Annotated in this window: 18 protein-coding genes; 13 read left to right on the top strand and 5 right to left on the bottom strand. The window is 42.5% G+C overall.

The window, feature by feature from the left end; all coding sequences use genetic code 11:
• Positions 1-124 precede the first annotated feature (124 nt).
• Positions 125-2,050 (bottom strand): bile acid Fe-S flavoenzyme BaiCD, encoded by a 1,926-nt coding sequence (gene baiCD, locus MHI15_RS03045; RefSeq protein WP_341164119.1) that lies wholly within the window; start codon positions 2,048-2,050, stop codon positions 125-127.
• Between the two features lie 175 nt (positions 2,051-2,225).
• Here baiCD and MHI15_RS03040 point away from each other — a divergent pair, with 175 nt between their 5' ends.
• Both MHI15_RS03040 and MHI15_RS03035 read left to right on the top strand, forming a co-directional pair.
• Positions 2,226-2,753 carry a helix-turn-helix transcriptional regulator gene (locus MHI15_RS03040; RefSeq protein ID WP_172628838.1) on the top strand — a complete coding sequence of 176 codons (528 nt, stop codon included), beginning with the start codon at positions 2,226-2,228 and terminating at the stop codon, positions 2,751-2,753.
• 212 nt (positions 2,754-2,965) lie between these two features.
• Complete coding sequence (locus MHI15_RS03035; protein ID WP_076278739.1) at positions 2,966-3,244, top strand: hypothetical protein; 279 nt, start codon at positions 2,966-2,968, stop codon at positions 3,242-3,244.
• A 66-nt stretch (positions 3,245-3,310) separates the two neighbouring features.
• On the opposite strand, the gene MHI15_RS03030 is transcribed toward MHI15_RS03035, so the two are convergent.
• Both MHI15_RS03030 and MHI15_RS03025 read right to left on the bottom strand, forming a co-directional pair.
• On the bottom strand, positions 3,311-4,579 hold the full coding sequence (locus tag MHI15_RS03030; protein WP_076129878.1) for an alkaline phosphatase: 1,269 nt from the start codon (positions 4,577-4,579) through the stop codon (positions 3,311-3,313).
• 127 nt (positions 4,580-4,706) lie between these two features.
• On the bottom strand, positions 4,707-5,315 hold the full coding sequence (locus MHI15_RS03025) for a methyltransferase family protein (protein ID WP_076281480.1): 609 nt from the start codon (positions 5,313-5,315) through the stop codon (positions 4,707-4,709).
• Positions 5,316-5,422: 107 nt separating this feature from the next.
• On the opposite strand from MHI15_RS03025, the gene MHI15_RS03020 reads away from it, so the two are divergent.
• Positions 5,423-5,953: a hypothetical protein gene (locus MHI15_RS03020; RefSeq protein WP_341164118.1), complete on the top strand. Its 531-nt coding sequence runs from the start codon at positions 5,423-5,425 to the stop codon at positions 5,951-5,953.
• Here the strand turns inward: MHI15_RS03020 and MHI15_RS03015 are convergent.
• Entirely contained in the window at positions 5,923-6,471 is a 549-nt protein-coding gene (locus tag MHI15_RS03015; protein WP_076301747.1) for a MepB family protein, read from the bottom strand. The two genes, MHI15_RS03020 and MHI15_RS03015, sit on opposite strands and share 31 nt — an antisense overlap.
• A 167-nt stretch (positions 6,472-6,638) precedes the next feature.
• On the opposite strand from MHI15_RS03015, the gene MHI15_RS03010 reads away from it, so the two are divergent.
• From MHI15_RS03010 to MHI15_RS02965, 10 genes are all read left to right on the top strand, one after another.
• A complete protein-coding gene (locus MHI15_RS03010) occupies positions 6,639-6,827 on the top strand; it encodes a cysteine-rich CWC family protein (RefSeq protein WP_076310487.1) in 189 nt (62 codons plus the stop codon).
• Between the two features lie 85 nt (positions 6,828-6,912).
• The gene (locus MHI15_RS03005) at positions 6,913-7,482 is read left to right on the top strand and encodes a 5' nucleotidase, NT5C type (RefSeq protein ID WP_076129874.1); all 570 of its coding nucleotides are present in this window, start codon (positions 6,913-6,915) and stop codon (positions 7,480-7,482) included.
• A 219-nt stretch (positions 7,483-7,701) separates the two neighbouring features.
• On the top strand, positions 7,702-9,402 hold the full coding sequence (locus tag MHI15_RS03000) for a molecular chaperone HscC (protein WP_341164117.1): 1,701 nt from the start codon (positions 7,702-7,704) through the stop codon (positions 9,400-9,402).
• Positions 9,399-10,883 (top strand): J domain-containing protein, encoded by a 1,485-nt coding sequence (locus MHI15_RS02995; RefSeq protein WP_341164116.1) that lies wholly within the window; start codon positions 9,399-9,401, stop codon positions 10,881-10,883. The genes MHI15_RS03000 and MHI15_RS02995 overlap by 4 nt, the downstream gene beginning before the upstream one ends.
• Positions 10,884-10,899: 16 nt before the next feature.
• Positions 10,900-11,577, top strand: coding sequence for a DUF1266 domain-containing protein (locus MHI15_RS02990; protein ID WP_051491590.1), 678 nt, complete (start codon positions 10,900-10,902; stop codon positions 11,575-11,577).
• A gap of 631 nt (positions 11,578-12,208) precedes the next feature.
• Positions 12,209-12,832: a TetR/AcrR family transcriptional regulator gene (locus MHI15_RS02985; RefSeq protein WP_076129871.1), complete on the top strand. Its 624-nt coding sequence runs from the start codon at positions 12,209-12,211 to the stop codon at positions 12,830-12,832.
• 42 nt (positions 12,833-12,874) lie between these two features.
• Positions 12,875-14,122 (top strand): MFS transporter, encoded by a 1,248-nt coding sequence (locus MHI15_RS02980; RefSeq protein ID WP_341164115.1) that lies wholly within the window; start codon positions 12,875-12,877, stop codon positions 14,120-14,122.
• A 34-nt stretch (positions 14,123-14,156) separates the two neighbouring features.
• Complete coding sequence (locus MHI15_RS02975) at positions 14,157-16,496, top strand: ABC transporter permease (RefSeq protein ID WP_341164114.1); 2,340 nt, start codon at positions 14,157-14,159, stop codon at positions 16,494-16,496.
• 14 nt (positions 16,497-16,510) lie between these two features.
• A complete protein-coding gene (locus tag MHI15_RS02970; protein WP_341164113.1) occupies positions 16,511-17,275 on the top strand; it encodes an ABC transporter ATP-binding protein in 765 nt (254 codons plus the stop codon).
• Between the two features lie 65 nt (positions 17,276-17,340).
• Positions 17,341-17,913, top strand: a complete 573-nt coding sequence (locus MHI15_RS02965; RefSeq protein WP_340010636.1) for a DUF305 domain-containing protein — start codon at positions 17,341-17,343, stop codon at positions 17,911-17,913.
• Positions 17,914-18,005: 92 nt separating this feature from the next.
• Here MHI15_RS02965 and MHI15_RS02960 read toward each other — a convergent pair whose 3' ends face one another.
• Complete coding sequence (locus MHI15_RS02960) at positions 18,006-19,868, bottom strand: rhamnogalacturonan lyase (protein WP_179086269.1); 1,863 nt, start codon at positions 19,866-19,868, stop codon at positions 18,006-18,008.
• Positions 19,869-19,878: the final 10 nt, after the last annotated feature.

Here is a 19,878-nt window from a genome sequence, read left to right as displayed (position 1 = left end):
GAAGGGTGAAGGATTAAATGGATACCGATTACCGAATAACATTTCACGAATGCACTCTGAGTAAAAAATAACCCGGCAGGGCGGACCTGCCGGGTTATTTTCATGAAGCATATAGTTAGCTTAATTAGATTCGTCTAGCTAATTCAGCGCCTTCCCAAATCGCATTCAGCGCTCTACGCGCTTGCACCGCATCGCCAATTACATGATAAGGGATGGAGCTTTCCTCCAAGAAGTCCTGAAGGGGTTGTTTGTTGAGGGCGCGTGAACCTACAGCAATTACTACATAATCAGCAGGTAGGCTGTGACGTTCGCCGTCTTTTTCAACAATTACGCTATCCCCTTGAATCGCCATACATTTGCTGTTGGTCATTAATTCAACGCCATGTCCATATAGACTTTCCATGACACAGATTTTACGCAGAAGCCCTAGATCATTAGCAACATCAGCTTGCATTTCAACTACAGTGATTTGATGTCCGCGCTCTACAAGCAGTTCTGCGACCTCAAGCCCCACTAAACCACCGCCGATAATAACGACTCTTCCTTCTGGATGAACCGTTCCCCATAACACATCATGTGAATTGACCACATGTGAACTGTCGATGCCTTCCACAGGCGGAATAATAGGAGAAGATCCGATTGCAAGAATGACCTCATCTGGAGCAATTTCCTGGATTAATTCAGGTGTAACCTCTGTATTCATTCGAATGTCTACACCTTCACGTTTAGCGGTTTCTCCCATATTCAGAGCGGCTGCAGCCATTTCCTCTTTACGTGGTGCGGCACCGGCAATATAAAGCTGTCCGCCCAGAATGTCATTTTTTTCGCATAATATTGGATGATGCCCACGTCGTTTCAGGGTGACAGCTGCTTCTAATCCGCCAGGGCCACCACCAGCAATAAGTACTTTTTTGGGGATACCCGTTTGCTGCAATTCATATTCACTTTCACGACCGGTTGCAGGATTAAACACACAGCTGATAAATGGAACATTAGGATTCACGAATCCATCGAAGCAGCCTTGGTCGCAACCCACACATTTAACGATCGTGTCTGCACGTCCGGCTAAAGCTTTATTGCAGAATTCCGGATCTGCCAGCTGCGCACGCCCAATGGCTACAAAATCAGCCAAACCCTCCGCAATAATCCGGTCTGCAATTGCTGGATCATTAATACGGCCTACGGCAATAACAGGGATGTTAACCACAGATTTAATTTGTGCTGCGTTATCTACATTGAAGCCTACAGGTAAATCGATCGGCGGAACTTCATATTTAATCGCAGCGCCAGCAGGGACCCCACGAGATACATTAATAGCATCAATTCCAGCTTCTTCAGCGAGCTTTGAGAAGAGCTTCATATCTTCCAGCGTAAGTCCGCCCGGTAGATCCTCAATCGCAGAGATTCTCATCAAGATAGGGAACCCAGGTCCAACCGCTTTCCGGATAGCCCGGATACAAGCCAGCGGGAAGCGGCAGCGATTCTCCCAAGAACCGCCGTACTCATCCTGACGAAAATTCATTGCAGGACTTAGAAATTGTTGGGGCAAATAACCATGGCCGGCATGGAATTCCACACTGTCAAATCCGGCTTTCTTCGCACGTAATGCTGTATCTGCGTAAGCTTGAACCATCTCGCCGACTTCATGATGCGCAAGTTCACGTGGTATATGAGTCACGCCTTCAAACGGAACAGGTGAAGAGGAGACCTGAATTAGGTTGGGAGTTACTTTACCTCCATGCCATAACTGTAGACAGCTTTTGCCTCCTGCCTCTCGAATAGCTAATGCTAATTGAGCCATACCTGGAATGAATTTATCATCATAAAGGGCAGGAGCATCATCGGAGGCCGCCGTTGGGTGAATAGTTGTTACTTCTACAGTATTTAAGCCGTTGCCGCCTTTAGCTCGTGCTACATGGTAATCAATCAGACGATCACTGACGTATCCACCCGGCGCGTTCATTTTCGTGCCCATCGCTGGTAAAATGACCCGGTTCTTAAGCTCCATATTTCCGATTGTGCCCTTGCTAAATAGATGTGTGAATTCCATACGATAACTTCCTCTCTACATATAGGTTAAAAATAAATAGGTTATTTTAACCTATATTAGCGAAAGAGCAGGGTGAAAGTATGTGCAAAAAATCACGAGTGATTTGGCAGGAATGTAGTAATTGAGGTAATATAAGAAAATGATGAACCGGATACGTATTCCGGAAGCCCGGAGGATGATTATGGATATTGAAGTTTTGATTCTGGCCCAATTAATGAAAGGGGCCAAACATGGTTATGAAATTAAAAAAAACATTATTTTTGTAATGGGCAATGATAAAATCGTAAACAATAACTCGCTTTATCCAAAGCTGAAATTATTTGAAAAGCGAAAATGGGTAATCAAAAAAACGGAAATTCAGGAACGCCGGCCTAAACGTTATGTATATTCTATAACTACTGAGGGTGAGGAGCGGTTTAACACCTGCTTAACAGAATTTACGCTGGAGACTATTCGAATTGATAATGAATGGTCTATTCGTCTTGCTTATTATGAGCTTTTGGATCAGGAGACACGTAGAAGATTGCTTGATTACAGAGAGACTTATATGAACGAAAAGCTGGACCATTTACAGCAGTTATCCAAAGTAGTTGGCAATAGTGAGGATATGGATTACTCTGAGGAGCTCTATTTTTACACCCGAAGTATGGTTTTACGAGAGATCGAGTTAATTAAGGAGCTGTCACGTAAATTAGAAGCATAAGGAAACCGTTGGATTAGCTATAAAAATAGAATTTTATAAACACACCTCGCTGTAATCGTTAATTAACGGTATATTTGTAAAATCGATTCATAGTTTAGCTTTAGGTTTTCCGCTTGTGATTGGTATCATCATCTTTATTTTGGGTTTGATCATATTGGGAATCGAATATTTCACATCAGATTAGTTGAACAATGGGAAGAAGGGGTGTCTTCTTGAAAAGAATATACATCGCAGTCCTAAGTTTTGTACTTCTGCTTGTATTAACCATTTGTGATCGTGAGGAAGTCAGCAGCACGGCGATGCCAGAGATAACCATTCATATGGATGGAAAAGTGATTCAATCTCAGACCCTCTCCAGAGAGGTGGGCATAGAACTGGATGATGAGAGTGCGCTTGAGCCTGGAGCAACGATCAGAGGATTTCATCTGACAGGTAAATGGGCGGATCAGACTAAGGATATCCTTTTTGTTGTGCGAACAGATGCTAAGTAAATACTGTATTTTAAAATGAAAAAGACTACCCAGAAAAAAATCTGGCTAGTCTTTTATTATTTGCTTTTATTTTTTGGCTTTAAAACCTGATGCTTGCATAAGCTTGGTGAATACTTCGGTGTTTTCGTAGATTCCAGTAAATAATTGTGCATTTTTGCCCATAGCTGTGATTGGAATATCAACCGCAGTATGGCCTGAGGTCGTCCAGTCCACTACAAAATTGTGTTTGGAATTGGCGATGGCGAATGGACCGTCTTCTTTGGATATGCCGTCACCGGACTCATCATCTGCGTCAACAGCTTCAATAGAAAATCCGCCGGTCTCATGGTCGGCAAGAACAAGAACCAGTGTATCTGGATTCTTTTTGGCGAAGTCTTTGGCTACTTGCACGGATTTGTCCAGTTCTTGACCTGATTTAATCGTCATTTTAGCGTTGTTTTGGTGTGCAAATTCGTCAGTGCCTTCTTCTTCCACCATAAGGAAAAACCCCTTTTTATTTGTTGCTAGCGTATCTATAGCTTTCTTAGTCATCTCGGGCAGCGATACCACCGGATTATAAATATCTCCTTCACCCTCAGGCTTTTGCTGGAACATTTCCTCGTTTGCGAATATTCCAAGTAGCTTGCCGTCTTTTGCTTTTTGCATATCCGCTTTGTTCGTTACATAGGTGTAGCCCAATTGTTTAGCTTTATCCACAAGGTTACCTTGCGTTCCTTTGCTTTTTTCTGAAGGATCTTCAGCGGGTTCATCTGGGAATTTGCCGGGATTGCCTGCCGGGTACCAGAAATCCTCACCCCCACCGAGCAGAACATCAACCTTGCTCTTTGTCAGAAGCTGAAGAGCGATATCACTTTGCTTTGAGCGGTCTTCAACGTGAGCACCAAATGCGGCGCCAGTCGCGTCTGTAATCTGACTAGTAGTAACGACACCAGTTGATTTCCCGGCATCTTTAGCATATTCCATAATGGTCTTAACACTTTTTTTATCGGCATCCATTCCGATAGCACCATTATAAGTCTTCACACCGCTGGCATAAGCAGAAGCAGAAGCAGCCGAATCTGTAACAGGGACAGTGGAGCTTGTATGAATTAATCCAACGTATGGCATGGAATCCATTGCTAGATTTCCTTTTTCACCTACGGTGGCAAGCCGGATGGCATCACGCTGAGCAGCACCCATTCCGTCTCCAATAAACAGAATTACATTTCTTGTGTTCGAAGATGCTGCGTCTGCTTGATTAGGTGCATTTGTAGTGACTATGCTGGATACAAAAAGAGCAGTTGCCGCTGTCGCTACAATTGCTGTTCTGACGCCATACTTTTTCGGTGATTTCATAATTTCCCTCCTAATGTATGTTTACAGTCTCATATTATAGTAGTTACATTAAGAGAATGTTTTCTGGACTTGTAAAAAATGTAAAATGATATAGTGAATATAAATTATCGGAGCTTGATAAAAGATTTTAAAATAAAAAATATCTGGGTGTATTATTGGCATATTGGATATATTCATCTCCGAATACGGACATTAAATGTTGCTCTTCTTGAAGAATTAGTAAATGAATCGCGGCAATGTTAAGAATGAATATTAGGAGTGTTAATAGATTGGGGTACATCAGATACAATCCCAAAAACATGAGATCAAACCCGACAAATGCAGCGTTTCTACTATATTTATAAATACCGTGTGTGATGAGTTTGGTTACAGTAGTCTTATCAATCCCAACTCTCCATGAAGTGCGCATAGCAATCATAGCTTGAATGAAAATGGAACACCCGAGGGCAGCTACACCAACACCGCTAAAGTGAATTACAGGAATATCAAACGTTTTGTCTACAAGTGTAACCATAAAGGACTCTGCTACGGAAAAAACAAACCATACTGCGCCCCATAAAAAAGTAGAGGTTTTTACCAATAGCTCGGTATAATGGATCTTAGATAGTTTAGCGCCTTTAGCCAGAACGTTTCCTTTAATGTGGTTTTTCTTGTAAAGTATAAGGAGCTTTAATAGATAAGAAATTAGGAAGATGCAGAAAAGAAGTAGAGATAGGATATTTTTAAGATCGCTCATTTTAATTTCCTCCTCACTAATACATATGAATGATTGCTCATATGTTTGTTTATATCTTATTTCCTAATATTGTACATGTCAACTAATTATTGATTTAGGGGGATATCGTGAAAATAAGAGTATACAAAAAACGGTGGCTATGGGTGTTGGTTATCGCGGTTATTGTACTTGCAGGTACTGTAATCGGTATGCTGGTTACGCAAACTGGGCTTGCAACCTTTACTTCCAATGCTTATGGAGTCTCTTTGAAGTATCCAACGGAATGGGTCGTAGATTCAGCAGATGATAAGAAGGGTCAGGGGGAGGATGGTTTTTTTCAATCATCCGCTATGTCTGGAGAGGGACAATCAATAGATGAAGTTGCTGAAATCGTTGCCTCCCATCAGCTGAAGCCTTATGGCTCCAATCCGCAAATTACTGAACTGACATTAGAGAGGTTGAAAGAGGAAGAGAAGGCAAAGTTGATTATGCCTTCTGCTGACCAAGGGGAGGAATGGAATCATCAAGCGGCGCTTATAATTAAATATCCCGAAGCGGTGAAAATAGGAGATGATGTATACTATTATTTTATTTTGCAGGGCGATAAGGAACATGTGGAGGAGATAGGTCAGACCGTAAGATTTACGGGTAAACCGTAAAGTGCTTGCGCACGAAGGTAGTCTACGGGTTTATTTGCAGGGATATCCAAGAAATATTCCGACTGCCATGTTTGCGTTTTTTGAGCTTGGCGACTCGTGGGAATGTCCCAAGGCGGGTAGACTCGAAAAGCTCTTTTTCCACCTTCACCTTTATCAGATAGAATATCTTGTTCTCTTAGGACAGCTTTTGGAAAAATAAATTGGCCAAAGTGATTCCCATTTCGTGTACTTATAACGAAGAGATCAGCAGGATCTGAGATGTCATAGGGTTGGATGGGATGATCTCCAATTCGCTCCCATAGTGTCACAAATTGCCCGACTTTAGTGGGTGTGATTTTAGCCACCCGGAATCTAATGGCCAGCGCATTTAAGGTAAAGATATATGCTCCGTATTCCGCATTTTGCGGTTCAAGAATTGGTTCGGAGCAATCAAACCTGCAAGGATTATATACTTCTTCCATGGTAGCAAGTAAGTCACTATGTAGGGTATCTAAAAAGCTCAGCTTCTTATCATTCATCTGTTATTCTCCCATTTGAGTTCGTAATGTTCACTATCTTAATGCAAGTGAACCGAGTTCACAAGTGTTGGAATAATAGAGAAATTGAAGTTGGATTTATTTTATTGATATGGTTTTCCAAAGAAAAATAGTTTTTGATTTTTGGGGGAGTAGAAATTTTGGATACGATGAACATACTGGTTGAAGAACGCCATTGTCCTTTATGTAAAGAATTGAATCGTTGTGGCGCTGAAGGCGGTGACTGTTGGTGTTTCCATACAGAAATTCCACTCGAATTGCAAGAACAGATCCCGGAAGAACTGAGAGGGAAAGCTTGTATCTGCCAAAAATGCGTAGAAGCATTTAATAAACATTAACCGGGATTTTAATTAACTCTCGACGAAAACCGTAATTTCATTGTATATAATTAAAGTGTAATCTAAAAAAATAATGGAGGCGCAGATGAGGAAGCCAATAATTGCAGTAGATATGGATGATACAATTTGCCATCTAGTGAAGCGAGCCATATACCATAATAATAATGATTTTCCCACGCATCTGCTGCGGTATGAGGAAATGCTTGATTGGAATACGGATCATTTACGTCATCCGGATTGTACACAAGAGATTTTCTATGGGCGGCCCGGTCTGTATGAAGAGCTTGAACTGTTTGACGAACATGTCGTAGGAGAAATGGAGAAACTGCATAACGCTTATGATGTAATTATTGTTACGGCAGCCCAACCCCAGTCGGTGGTGGAAAAATGGAACTGGCTGCAGAAGCATATGCCGTTTATTCCGATTGAAAATTTCTTTACCTGTAAGCGAAAAAATCTTATTAACTACGATCTATTGATCGATGACGGGGTGCATAACCTGGTTCCGGCATTGCAGGAGGGAAGAAAAGTGCTTTGTATTCCGCATCCATGGAATTTGCGGGCCCGTGAACAATATGCTTTTCCATTATTGACCTCATGGGAAGGTGCAAAAGAGAAGATAGATCAGATGTTAGGACGTCCAGAGAACGAATGAGACTGTTTTTTTATAGATGATGTACAGAAAAATATTTTCCGCCAAAAAATGAAGGTATTCCATCAGCCATTGTGGCTTTTGAGATACCTTTTTTATGTCTATTGCAGAAGTGCAATTTCATTATTATGCTCTGGATGTAAATATGTTGAATTAGTGACATTTCGATTCTTGGACTCTTTTCTTTGTATATTATTGTATATAAAAGGAGTGGAGATAGTAGTGAGAACAATCGGAATTGATTTAGGAACGACCTATAGTCTTGCTGCTTATTGGGACGGCAGTCAGGCTGTAATTATTCCCAATGTACTCGGGGAGCATGTAACACCCTCGATTGTTAGTGTAGATGCAGGGGGAGAAGTATTGGTTGGAAGAATCGCACAGGAACGACTGATTACACATCCACAGCTAACCGCCTCGACTTTTAAGCGCTTTATGGGATCAGCAAAGAAATACAAACTAGGTACGATGACTTTTACTCCTGAAGAGTTATCTTCTTTTGTTCTGCGGTCACTGAAAGAGGATGCGGAAAATCATCTAGGTGAGTCCGTAACGAAAGCTATAATCAGTGTTCCGGCTTATTTCAATGATGTTCAGCGGAAAGCAACTAAGAAAGCAGCTGAGCTGGCTGGTTTACAAGTAGAGCGGCTTATTAGTGAACCTACGGCGGCAGCACTCGCTTATGGCTTGCATCAGAATCAGGAGACTTCATTTCTTGTTTTTGATTTGGGTGGAGGAACCTTTGATGTGTCAATTCTGGAGCTTTTCGAAGGGGTAATGGATGTTAAGTCGATTGCCGGAGATAACTATCTTGGCGGGGAAGATTTCACAGAGATACTAGTGGCCTATTTTATCCAAAAGAATAAGCTGGACGCGGAATCATTAACACCAATAACGAGGTCGATGTTGTATAAGCAGGCTGAGCAGAGTAAACGAATTCTTGGTACAGAGTCTGCTGCGACTATGCGGATAGTTATTAAGAAGGAAGAATACGTGCTGACTATAGAACGCTCAGAGCTTGAGCAATTGGTACAACCGTTACTAATACGTCTAAGACAGCCGATAGAAAGAGCATTGCGGGATGCTTCACTGCAGCCTTCCGATCTGGATGGGATTGTGATGATTGGGGGTGCGACTAAAATGCCTCTGATTAAGCAAATTATCAGCCGTATGTTCGGGAAAATGCCTTATGCGAATATCAGCCCAGATGAGACCGTCGCACTGGGAGCTGCGGTTCAGGTGGCGCTGAAGCAGCGTGATCAAGCGCTGGATGAAATGATTTTGACGGACGTTTGCCCCTATACATTAGGAACCAGTGTTCTGCGTAGAGGTTCAAGCGGACAAACGTCATCTGGACATTACTTTCCGATCATTGAACGTAACACTCCGATTCCTGTTAGCCGGGTAGAACGTCTATATACAGCCGCAGATAATCAAAAGATCATAAGTGTGGATGTGTATCAGGGGGAGAGTCCTCGCGTTGAAAATAATCTTTTCCTGGGAGAAATGGAGTTTCAGATTCCGCAAGCACCTCGGGGAGAAGAAAGTATAGATGTCAGATATACATATGATGTGAATGGGATTCTTGAGGTGGAGGTTACAACCGTTTCAACAGGTCAGAAGCATCAGATGATCATTGAGCAAAATGCTGGTGCAATGACGAAAAAGCAAATTGAAGCTCGTTTACTGGAACTGCGGAGTATCAAAATTCATCCGCGTGAGCGTACCGAGAACAGGCTTCTGCTTGCTAGAGGTGAGCGTTTATATGAAGAGGTGCTTGGGGACCAACGGAAATTTATCGCACAGTGTCTGAAAGTATTCGAAGATGCTTTATATACTCAGAACGAAAAAGTGATTGAAAAAGCGGCACAAGCTTTCAATGAGCAATTGGCGGAAATTGAAGGGTGGTCATACTTCACATGACAATCTGGAGTATGTTGGAGATTGAACCCACAGATGAACTAGCTATCATCAAGAAGGCCTATGCCAAAAAGCTGAAATCGCATCACCCCGAAGATGACCCTGAAGGATACCAACAGCTTAGAGAAGCTTATGATACAGCCGTGAAATGGGCCCGCTCCGGGCAGCGTATAGCAAGCACTGTCCCTTCATTTATAGGTGAGGATAAGAAAGAAATAGCAGAAGCAATATCAAAAGAAATAGAAAAAATGGTGATACAAGCAGAAACAGTAATACGAGTAGATGAAGCTGAGGAGGAAGAAAGCGAGGAAGAAGAACAAGAAGTTGCGGAGGAAGACACCGAGGAAGAAGTAGAAGGGACCACTTCTATACCACATGAAAACGAGTGGGCGCTGTTTCGCCCTCTTCCCATCCAACTTGATGCTGATCTTCAAGAACAGCCAGCAGATATTTTTGACAGACAAATTAGGGAACTGTATGCGGATTTCTCGCGGCGGATTCAACAAGCTTCGTGGCATTCACTTTTGAATGAAGATTTCATGTGGAGTATAGAGCATCGTGATCGGCTAAGGGATAAGCTTATGTTGTTCCTTGATCAGCATCGGAATTTGCCTCATGCCGTATGGGAGGCGTTGGATTCATTTTTTCATTTTCGTGAGGACAAGGAAATATTTCTTCAACGTTATGATAATAAGTTAGTCGAGTACATACTGGGGCAGGTCGACGGAAGCATGGAGATGCGTTATGAGTGTTTCCTTTTGCAGGAGTCTCTTGAGTTTGACATAGAACACTATCTAAATCTGAGGCAATCCGCTCAATTCATGCTGATGGAGGATAAACATACTGAAGCGGGTCAACTGCTCGACGAAGCAAATAAGCTGTTTCAGTATGATCCTGATCTGCAATTATTGCGAGCTAAGAATTGTCTGGATACTGCTGATTATATGGAAGCGCTGGTGTGCTTGGACCGAGTAACCACTATGTGGCCTAACGAAAGAGACGGTTACTTATTAAGAGGCCGGCTTCTCTACTATTTGCAGCGTTATGAGGAAGCGATGAAGGATTGTGAATATTTGTTGCAAGAGGATGCTGGAAATAGAGATGTGCAATGTTTAATTCTGGAATGTAAGATTGCATGTTCTCATATTGAGGAAGCTCTTACACAAACGGAGACTAATGAGTCTAAAAAGGACGAGTTCATTCATTTTCGTTACCTTGCGAATAAGTCCATGTTGAAGAACAAAAAACTGTATCCACAACGTCTTCGTATCTCTTCGCTCGTAACCATTGGAAAGAACATTATGGGGCCTATATTATTCTATCTATTGGTTTTCCTGAAATTAAGCTGGTTCTATATTTTGGTATATACCATATGTTATTTTTCAGTATCTGAGCTTCCCCCGCTTGTCAATGCGGTGTTCATTCTTATTTTTCTATGGAAAATCAGGAAGATTTGCAAAACAGCATACCTATTCTCGAACTAATATCAGGAGGCTCTACATGCTGAAGGAATACAATGTTAAGCAAAGAAAACGATTGGAAATGTATTTCCGCTGTCTTTCCTCTACCTGCATACGTGGTCTCTTAGGGAGATACTATGTGGTTTATGAGTTTGATTTCAGTAATGTCTTCTTCAAAAGAGGATTAATCAAAAATGCTTGTGAAAGATGGAATATCGAGGATGCTAACTCCTTTCATCGCCAGATTCGCTGGCTTCTAGAAGATGGCAACCGTGCAGAATATAGATCTTTACATGCTCGTTTAGCCACACTTTCCGAAACCTCACGCAGTAAATATCTTGAGGCACATAAGGATCATGAGGATTTTGTTAATCTGAAGGTTGTTGCACAAGGTATACATCAGTTGCCTTCTGGTGACATTTCTGCTTTTGGATTAGCTTGGGTAATTTATCTGAGCCGGATTGGTTATGTTGAGGATTATTTGAAGAAGGAAGAAGCCTGGGAATACAAAATAGAAGCCGCAAGGCAGCTACAAGAACGTTATAGCAGTTGGGCGGATTATTATATAGCCTATTCCTTGGGCAGCAAATTTTCATTAGTACAATCCGGCGGATTAGATAATCTATTTGAGACGGGATTGCAGAAGCTCATGCGAAATAGCAGCATTCTATACAGGGAAGCCGTTTGGGGGCAAAATCTGCAGCCGGAAGCCACTTAGTCCGAACTTAGGTAATTAATACCTATTGAATACCTATTGATTACCTATTGAATCCCTATCCCGTGTTGCTTAAGGACCCAGAGGACGCTATTTGCAAATTTATAGCCCTTTGAGCCGGTTTTCGGACTCCAGTGCAGCTATTCCTTGAGGAAGCGGTCTTTTGTGGTGTTTTTGATGCCAATAGGTGCTATGCGGTCCGTTAGGAATCCAAATGGGGGATAATGCAGCGTATAAGGTCAGCTGTGTCCGATAAGCTGCGTCGTAAGTGCAAATGTGATCCAAGCAAACGAAGTTTAGTAGTTTAGTGTTACAACGCGAGCAAAGGTTTCGCTCAACGGATCAGATCAAAGAGCAAGCTAAAAGTAAAACGCAGCAGTAAGACCAAACAGTAAACAATAAGACCAAACAGTAAAACCAAACAGTAAACAATAAGACCAAACAGTAAACAGTAAGACTAAAACTCAACAGTTAAACCCAACAGTATATCCCAAAACGAGGGAGTTCCAGCTGCTATAACGTAGCTTTTGGAATTCTCTCTTTTTGTGATGCCGGATTAATCTTGACAGGATCTAATGTTTGTATATAATTGGAATAGACCGACGGTCGGTCGATAGAATGGAGGACGTTGCAGATGAGAATTTCCAAAGAAGCGGAAGAACGTAGAAATGAAATATTGGATACAGCAGAAATGCTGTTTTTTACGAAAGGGTATACCAAAACGACAGTGAATGATGTCTTGCAGGCTATAGGTATCGCGAAGGGAACCTTCTACTATTATTTTAAATCGAAGGAAGAGGTCATGGATGCTGTTGTGCTGCGATTTATTGATGCTGGTGTAGCAGCTGCTAAGCAAATTGCTGCAGATCCTAAGCTGACCGTTCATGAAAAGCTGCTGCAAATCATTATGGCGCAAAAGCCGGATACGGACAGAAAAAGCCAAATGATTGAGCAGTTCCATCAGGCTGATAATGCACAGCTGCACCAGAAAAGCTTGGTGGAAACCATTTTGCGGCTAACTCCTGTTTTGACGGAGGTCATTGAGCAGGGCATAGAGGAGGGACTGTTTCACAATCCGTATCCCCGGGAGACGATGGAATTTCTATTGATTACCTCTCAATTTCTTTTTGATGAAGGGATATTCAAGTGGCAGCCTGAGGAAATCATCCAGAAGATAAGAGCTTTTATCTATACGATGGAAATTACGCTGGGGGCGGAGAAGGGCAGCTTCGACTATGTGTTTCAAATGTTTGAGTAGGGGAGAGGGAATATTCTGAACAACAAATCCTTCGGAAATTTTATGATCATTTGGATGGGGGAGTGGATATCCAGTGTTGGCAGCGGGTTGACAGCTTTCACCTTAGGGGTTTATGTGTTCCAGATGACACAGACTGCCTCTAGCGTGGCACTTTTAACCTTATGTGCTTTTCTCCCTTCCATTGTGCTCAGTCCTTTTGGCGGCGTGTTAGCGGATCGGTTTGATCGGCGATTGATGATGATAGCAGGGGATTTGTTGTCTGCTTTTGGACTTGTATATGTTCTCATCATCATGCTGCTGGGTGAACCTCAATTATGGCAGATTTGTCTGGGCGTGACGTTTAGTTCGATTTTTGTATCCTTGCTTGAACCTGCCTACAAAGCTACCATTACAGATTTATTAACAGAGAAGCAATTTGCTAAGGCCAGTGGCTTAGTTCAGCTTGCTGCGTCCTCAAAATATCTTCTTTCTCCTATCCTTGCCGGGATTTTGCTTAGCTTTATGGATATAAAAACTATCCTGCTTATAGATATCTCAACCTTTCTAGTTACAGTTCTTGCAGTGATGGCTGTTCGCAGGAATCTACAGACTGAACACAGAGTTCCAACGAATCAGTCGTTTGTAAAAGATTTGAAGGAGGGCTGGGATGCTCTTATTTACACGAAAGGTGTACTGCAGCTTACGATCATTTTGTCTGTCGTTACTTTTTATGTGGGTTTTCTCCAAACCTTATATACGCCTATGCTTCTACCCTTTACGGATACGAAAACTCTAGGCACGGTATTGTCTGTAAGTGCTATAGGGATGTTGCTCGGCAGTCTGATTATTGGAGTTTTTAGCATCGATCGTAAATATATCAAAGTATTAGCGCTCGGCCTAGGATTCGCCGGACTGTTTTTTTCTTTGGTGGGTCTGACCACGAATGTTGCTTTTATTACAGCTGCTGGCTTTTTATTTTTTGCAACGTTGCCTTTTGTTAATACCAGTGCTGATGTTATGATTCGCAACCATATCCCAAATGACACACAGGGGCGGGCATGGGGGATCATTGGCATTTTATCACAACTCGGTTATGTGGCTGCGTATGCTTTTGCTGGCATATTGGCTGATCAAGTGTTTAATCCTCTTTTACGAGAGGGAGGTCTGCTTGCTTCATCAGTAGGTAAGGTGATAGGCACTGGGGAAGGACGGGGAATCGGTTTATTATTTATCATCTCTGGTTTGCTCATCATTATTATGGCATTTGTGATCCCCAGAATGAAATCAATTCGCTGCCTTGAACGTGAATAATTGAATTCCGTATTAGAGAGGAGAAGGCCCGTCAATGCTGCTACGAATTGTAAAAAGAGACCTTCAACGCAATAAAATCATTACCTTCGGATTATTTGTGTTTATCATGTTATCGGCTTTGCTTGTTGCTTCAGCGTCGCAAGTGATTATTGAATTGTCGGGGTCCTTGAATCAGCTATTGATTAAATCCAAAGCCCCTCATTTCGTGCAGATGCACGCAGGACAAATCGACAGCTCAGCAATCGAGAGCTTTACAGCCGCTAATCCACTGGTGAAAGACCAACAAACCGTAGAGATGCTTAACTTGGATGGATCTAACGTTTATCTAGGCAGTAACCAAGGCTCGGAAGCAAACAGCGTGATGGATATCGGCTTTGTAGAGCAGAACCCTTCATTTGATTTGCTGCTGAATTTAGAGAACAAGGTGATTGAGGTATCGGCAGGAGAAATCGCTGTCCCCATTTATTATATGAAGCAAAAGAATCTGAAAATCGGCGACATAGTTAGCGTTCTAGGTGAACAGTTCGATAAAAAGTTTGTGATTACTGATTTTGTAAGGGATGTCCAAATGAATCCAGCCATGGTCAGCTCCAAACGTTTTGTCGTAAATGCTGCTGACTTTACAGCGCTTAAACAACAGCTCGGCGAACCTGAATACCTGATTGAATTTCAGCTTACAGATCTATCTAAGCTCAATGATTTCCGCAATGAGTATCAATCCTCAAATCTGCCCAATAAAGGCCCCTCCATTGACTATCCTTTATTTAAAACGCTGAATGCACTGACGGACGGGATTATCGCAGTTGTTATTATTTTGGTAAGTGTTCTGCTGATGCTGATTGCTATTTTATGTCTCAGATTTACGATGATCGCTACCTTGGAAGAGGATTACAGAGAGATAGGTGTCATGAAAGCGATTGGGATCACGCAGCAAGATATTCGCAGCATTTATTTAGCAAAATATATCGTGATGGCAGCCGTCGCCTCTGTATGTGGATATTTACTGTCTTTAGGTGTGGTGCGTTTGTTTACAGCCAATATTACTTTGTATTTGGGCGTTGCTCCTGCCAGTATCCTTCAATATTTTGTTCCTGTCCTGGCGGTAGGTTTGATCTTTGGAGTTGTTGTATTCTTTTGCCGGATGATTCTTAGACGCTTTAATCGCATCACGGTTGTAGAAGCTTTACGGTCAGGTACGAGGGGTGAAGCAAGGATGAACACAAGCGGATTTTCACTTAGCAAGCGTAAATTTGTTAACGTGAATGCTTTTCTCGGGGTAAAAGATGTTTACGGGCGCTTCACCATGTACGGATTATTGTTCTTCGTATTTGTGATCAGTTTGTTTATCGTTCTAGTGCCAGTGAATATATTGAATACCCTTCAGTCTCCCCGGTTTGTTTCTTATATGGGCGTCGGTCAGAGCGATATTCGCATTGATTTGCAGCAATCGAACCAAATAGAGAAGCGTTTTAATGAGATGATAACCAAGCTTGAAAATGACCCGGACATCTCTAAATTTTCTCCACTGATTACTTCTAGATTTAAGGTATTAGGTAGTGATGGTGTATGGGAATCGCTAAATGTTGAAACCGGTGACTTTACTATTTTTCCGCTCTCGTATGTTCATGGAGGAACTCCTAGAAGTGCAAATGAGATCGCTCTTTCTGACCTGAACGCCAAGGAACTGAATAAAAAGGTGGGGGATATCGTTCATTTAGAGGTTGCTGGGGTGGCAAGAAAATTGACCGTTAGCGGGATCTATCAGGATATAACTAATGGTGGCCGAACCGCAAAAGCGCAATTGCCATATGATTCGAAGACGGTTCTCTGGTATGTAGTAGCTTTGGATGTGAATCCGGGAATTTCCGTCCAGGCAAAAATGGATCAGTACACCAAATTATTTTATCCAGCAAAAATCACTCATCTGCAAAGCTATTTAGCTCAGACATTAGGAAATACAATTCGCCAATTGAAGCTGGTTACAGGCTTATCCATCGTTATCGCATTTTCGATTTCGATATTGATTACCTCTTTATTTCTGAAAATGCTGCTTGCCAAGGATTCTTCGCAAACCGCTATTTTGAGAAGTGTTGGCTTTACGTTAGGAGATATTCGTAGGCAGTATCTGGTAAGGATGCTGATAATATCAGGGCTGGGCGTCATTCTTGGTACTATTGCTGCTAACACTCTCGGGCAAAAAATTGCTCAAATGCTAGGCTCTTTCATGGGGGCTTCTAAGATACAGTTTGTAGTCAATCCGGCGGTAGCCTATCTTATGCTTCCTCTACTTGTCATGCTGATTGTAGCGCTCACCACCGTAACAAGCACGATCTCAATCAGAAAATCCAGTATAGCCAAACTAATTGCCGAATGATAGGAGGTGGCAGAATGTTCATATTAGAGACGAAAGGGTTAATAAAAAGTTATTCAACAGGGCAAGGAACTCCGCAGTCGATATTAAAGGATGTTCAGCTTCAGGTGTCTCAGGGGGAATTCATAGCTGTCATGGGACCTTCTGGTTCAGGAAAATCAACATTGCTGTATACGATCAGCGGGATGGATAAGTTGACAGAGGGAAGTGTTATTTTTAAAGGGCAGGAGATCAGCGGAGTTTCAGAGAACGAATTAGCCGGTCTGCGCTTAAAGCATATGGGCTTTATTTTTCAGCAAATGCATCTGTTAAAAAACTTGAATATCCGCGACAATATCATCCTGTCTGCTTATCGGGCGAGAACCAGCAGCCGTAGAACTATCAATAAAAGAGCAGCTGAGTTAATGAACAAAACAGGAATATCTGCGCTGGCTGAACGTGATATTACACAGGTGTCAGGAGGACAATTACAAAAAGCAGCAATCTGCAGAGCACTCATTAATCAGCCAGATATATTATTTGGCGATGAGCCAACCGGGGCGCTTAACTCAAAAGCAGCTAGTGAAATCATGGACATATTAGCAGATATTAATCAATCAGGAACAACGCTTATAATCGCCACACATGATGCTAAAGTCGCTGCTCAAGCTGAGCGTGTCTTGTATATGCTAGATGGCAGCATTGCAGCTGAGCAACGGCTTGGAAAATATAATCGCGTAGATGGGGAATTGAAAAGGCGGGAGGAGAAGCTTGCAGCTTGGCTATTAAAGCTGGGGTTCTAATTGGGGATCTAGGATCATACCCATAACGTTTCTCATACACTATCCAGAAAGGAGTTATGAACCTTATGGATAGAAACTGCAAACTAAGCAATGTGACACAAGCTTATCTGAATGCTTATTATAATATTCTAAATACCATGATTAGAAGAATGACATGTGTTCCGCTATCGTGTAGTATATCAGACACCTTTATTCAACAGATGATACCACATCATATCGCAGCTATTGAGATGTCTCGTAATATTCTTAAATACACGACCAATCTTGAACTACAGCGTATTGCTACAAATATCATTTCAGCACAAACTAAAAGTATCTCCAATATGCAAGCTATCCAGTGCAAATGCAGAATGCTGACGAATACAGATTTTGAACGATCTCAATACATGAAGAAATTCGAGCAAGTAACGCAAACAATGTTCTCAGAAATGGGATCGGCAACTGTAACCAACGGAGTAAATGCTAATTTTGTACGAGAGATGATACCCCATCATGAGGGCGCTGTACGAATGTCAAACAACGTTTTGCAGTTTAATATCTGCCCAGCACTAAAACCTATCCTATATGCAATAATAACCACTCAATGCGAAGGCATTAAACAATTAAAAAAACTATTAACGCACCTCGATCATTGCTGATGCTGGTATAAACCGAACAAAAAAGCAGTTGCCCCGGCACATCCGGATAACAGCAATTGCTTTTTTGTTCACTTACTGATTCTTTAGAAAGCTTACGGCACTACGTAGATATTGGGTTTAGACACAGTGGCCATACCGTTGCCTAGGAAAAATCCTGTGTGCGGAGGTTGATTGTAAGCTGTATTCTGCCAGGCAATGCTTAACCGATATACTGGATCATGCATTAAGGTATATATTTTATTAGTGGTGATGTTCGTAGTTGTATAGATTCGTAGAGCCGAGTTATCGGACTTTCTCCAGATAGCCTCTTCGCGCCAGTCTCCAAGCAGGTCGGCCTGTAGGCTTGGCGTTGCTTTGGTACTATTGTTGGATGCTACGCTCGCTCCGGTTAATAAATTGGTAACGGAGTTGCTTGCAGGGTTCCATTTATCAATCTTGACACCATCCAGCAGTTCGCGGGACAAGTCGCCATCCCACCAGATTCCAAAATTCACAGAAGGCATTGAGCTGCTTATTTTGGTGCCTGTAATGGAGTATAGGCCAACGCCGTGAGCCCATACCTCTTCCCCGGGATAATTGGGATCAATATCGGCAGCCATCCCCCGGCCGGTATCTTTTCCCGTGTATACACCCCATAAGACCGTCCCGTTTGCAGCATCCCATACCGCAGCGCCATAGGGAGAACTAGTATTTTCCATGACTTTAAAAACTTCGAGACCGGGGCGGTTCGGATTTAAATCACCTACATGCAGCGCGTCTCCATGACCCAGCCCTGTATTGTATAAGGTCGCACCGTTATTATCAATGGTTAAGGCACCATAAATGATCTCATCCTTACCATCGTTATCCACATCGGCTACACTTAAGCTATGATTACCTTGACCGGCGGTTCCAGCATTGGTGGAGCTATTGCTATCAAAGGTCCATTTACGGGTCAAAGCACTGCCATTCCAGTCAAAAGCTACAACGACTGTGCGTGTATAATAACCACGTGCCATAATGATGCTTGGATGTACTCCATCCAGATAGGCTACACCTGCTAAAAAGCGGTCTACTCGATTGCCGTAATTGTCACCCCAACTGGATACGGTTCCTCTGGCAGGAACATAATCAATCGTGGTTAAGGCTTTGCCCGTTTGTCCGGAAAATACACTCAGATATTCAGGCCCGGTCAGGATATATCCACTGGAGTTGCGATAATCTGCACTTGTGTTTCCAAGGGTTACGCCAACTCCATCAACTGTACCGTCTGCTGTTTTGCAGACTACTTCGGCTTTACCATCACCATTGAAATCATAGACTAGAAATTGAGTATAATGTGCGCCAGCCCGAATATTTTTACCCAGATCAATTCGCCATAGCCGAGTTCCATTCAGCTTATAGGCATCCAGATAGACGTTGCCTGTATAGCCACTTTGCGAGTTGTCTTTGGAATTGGAAGGATCCCACTTCAACACGATTTCATATTCCCCGTCACCGTCTAAGTCGCCCACGCTGGCATCATTGGCACTATAGGTATAACTTACGCCATCTGGCGTAGTGCCACCTGCCGGAATCTGAATCGGAACGTCCAAATAATTGTTGGCCCATACATTTGCTGCTGGGGAATCTGATTGCTCAATACCGCCGACGATTGCTCGAACTGTATAGCTAGACGAAGTTATGCCAGCGTTATCCTGATAATTCGTGCTGTCCGTGATTGGGGTAACGTTTACTTTTGTACCATTGCGGTATAAATTAAAAGAAACCGACAGTTCTTCTGTTCCGAGTAGCCGCCAGCTCACAAATACACCGCTGGATACCTTCACTGCTACTAGTCCCCGATTTAGCTTTTCCGCTTGCCGGGCAGATGCTGCCGACACAGAGGAAAGAGAGCCAAAAGCTGCCGTCCCTAAGGTAAAGACTAAAAACCAAATGATTACAAGATACCCTGATTGATGTAACCGCTTACTCATTAACGAAGCC

This window comes from Paenibacillus sp. FSL H7-0918 (assembly GCF_038007025.1).
Taxonomy (GTDB): Bacteria; Bacillota; Bacilli; order Paenibacillales; family Paenibacillaceae; genus Paenibacillus_AQ; species Paenibacillus_AQ odorifer.
This window is presented reverse-complemented; position numbering and strand designations above follow the sequence as displayed.

What these genes read in the sequence shown, in the direction of transcription:
- baiCD (WP_341164119.1), bottom strand. Translation starts at nt 2,050, where the DNA reads ATGGAATTCACACATCTATTTAGCAAGGGCACAATCGGAAATATGGAG.
- MHI15_RS03040 (WP_172628838.1), top strand. Translation starts at nt 2,226, where the DNA reads ATGATTATGGATATTGAAGTTTTGATTCTGGCCCAATTAATGAAAGGG.
- MHI15_RS03030 (WP_076129878.1), bottom strand. Translation starts at nt 4,579, where the DNA reads ATGAAATCACCGAAAAAGTATGGCGTCAGAACAGCAATTGTAGCGACA.
- MHI15_RS03025 (WP_076281480.1), bottom strand. Translation starts at nt 5,315, where the DNA reads ATGAGCGATCTTAAAAATATCCTATCTCTACTTCTTTTCTGCATCTTC.
- MHI15_RS03015 (WP_076301747.1), bottom strand. Translation starts at nt 6,471, where the DNA reads ATGAATGATAAGAAGCTGAGCTTTTTAGATACCCTACATAGTGACTTA.
- MHI15_RS03010 (WP_076310487.1), top strand. Translation starts at nt 6,639, where the DNA reads ATGAACATACTGGTTGAAGAACGCCATTGTCCTTTATGTAAAGAATTG.
- MHI15_RS03005 (WP_076129874.1), top strand. Translation starts at nt 6,913, where the DNA reads ATGAGGAAGCCAATAATTGCAGTAGATATGGATGATACAATTTGCCAT.
- MHI15_RS02995 (WP_341164116.1), top strand. Translation starts at nt 9,399, where the DNA reads ATGACAATCTGGAGTATGTTGGAGATTGAACCCACAGATGAACTAGCT.
- MHI15_RS02990 (WP_051491590.1), top strand. Translation starts at nt 10,900, where the DNA reads ATGCTGAAGGAATACAATGTTAAGCAAAGAAAACGATTGGAAATGTAT.
- MHI15_RS02985 (WP_076129871.1), top strand. Translation starts at nt 12,209, where the DNA reads ATGAGAATTTCCAAAGAAGCGGAAGAACGTAGAAATGAAATATTGGAT.
- MHI15_RS02980 (WP_341164115.1), top strand. Translation starts at nt 12,875, where the DNA reads ATGATCATTTGGATGGGGGAGTGGATATCCAGTGTTGGCAGCGGGTTG.
- MHI15_RS02975 (WP_341164114.1), top strand. Translation starts at nt 14,157, where the DNA reads ATGCTGCTACGAATTGTAAAAAGAGACCTTCAACGCAATAAAATCATT.
- MHI15_RS02970 (WP_341164113.1), top strand. Translation starts at nt 16,511, where the DNA reads ATGTTCATATTAGAGACGAAAGGGTTAATAAAAAGTTATTCAACAGGG.
- MHI15_RS02965 (WP_340010636.1), top strand. Translation starts at nt 17,341, where the DNA reads ATGGATAGAAACTGCAAACTAAGCAATGTGACACAAGCTTATCTGAAT.
- MHI15_RS02960 (WP_179086269.1), bottom strand. Translation starts at nt 19,868, where the DNA reads ATGAGTAAGCGGTTACATCAATCAGGGTATCTTGTAATCATTTGGTTT.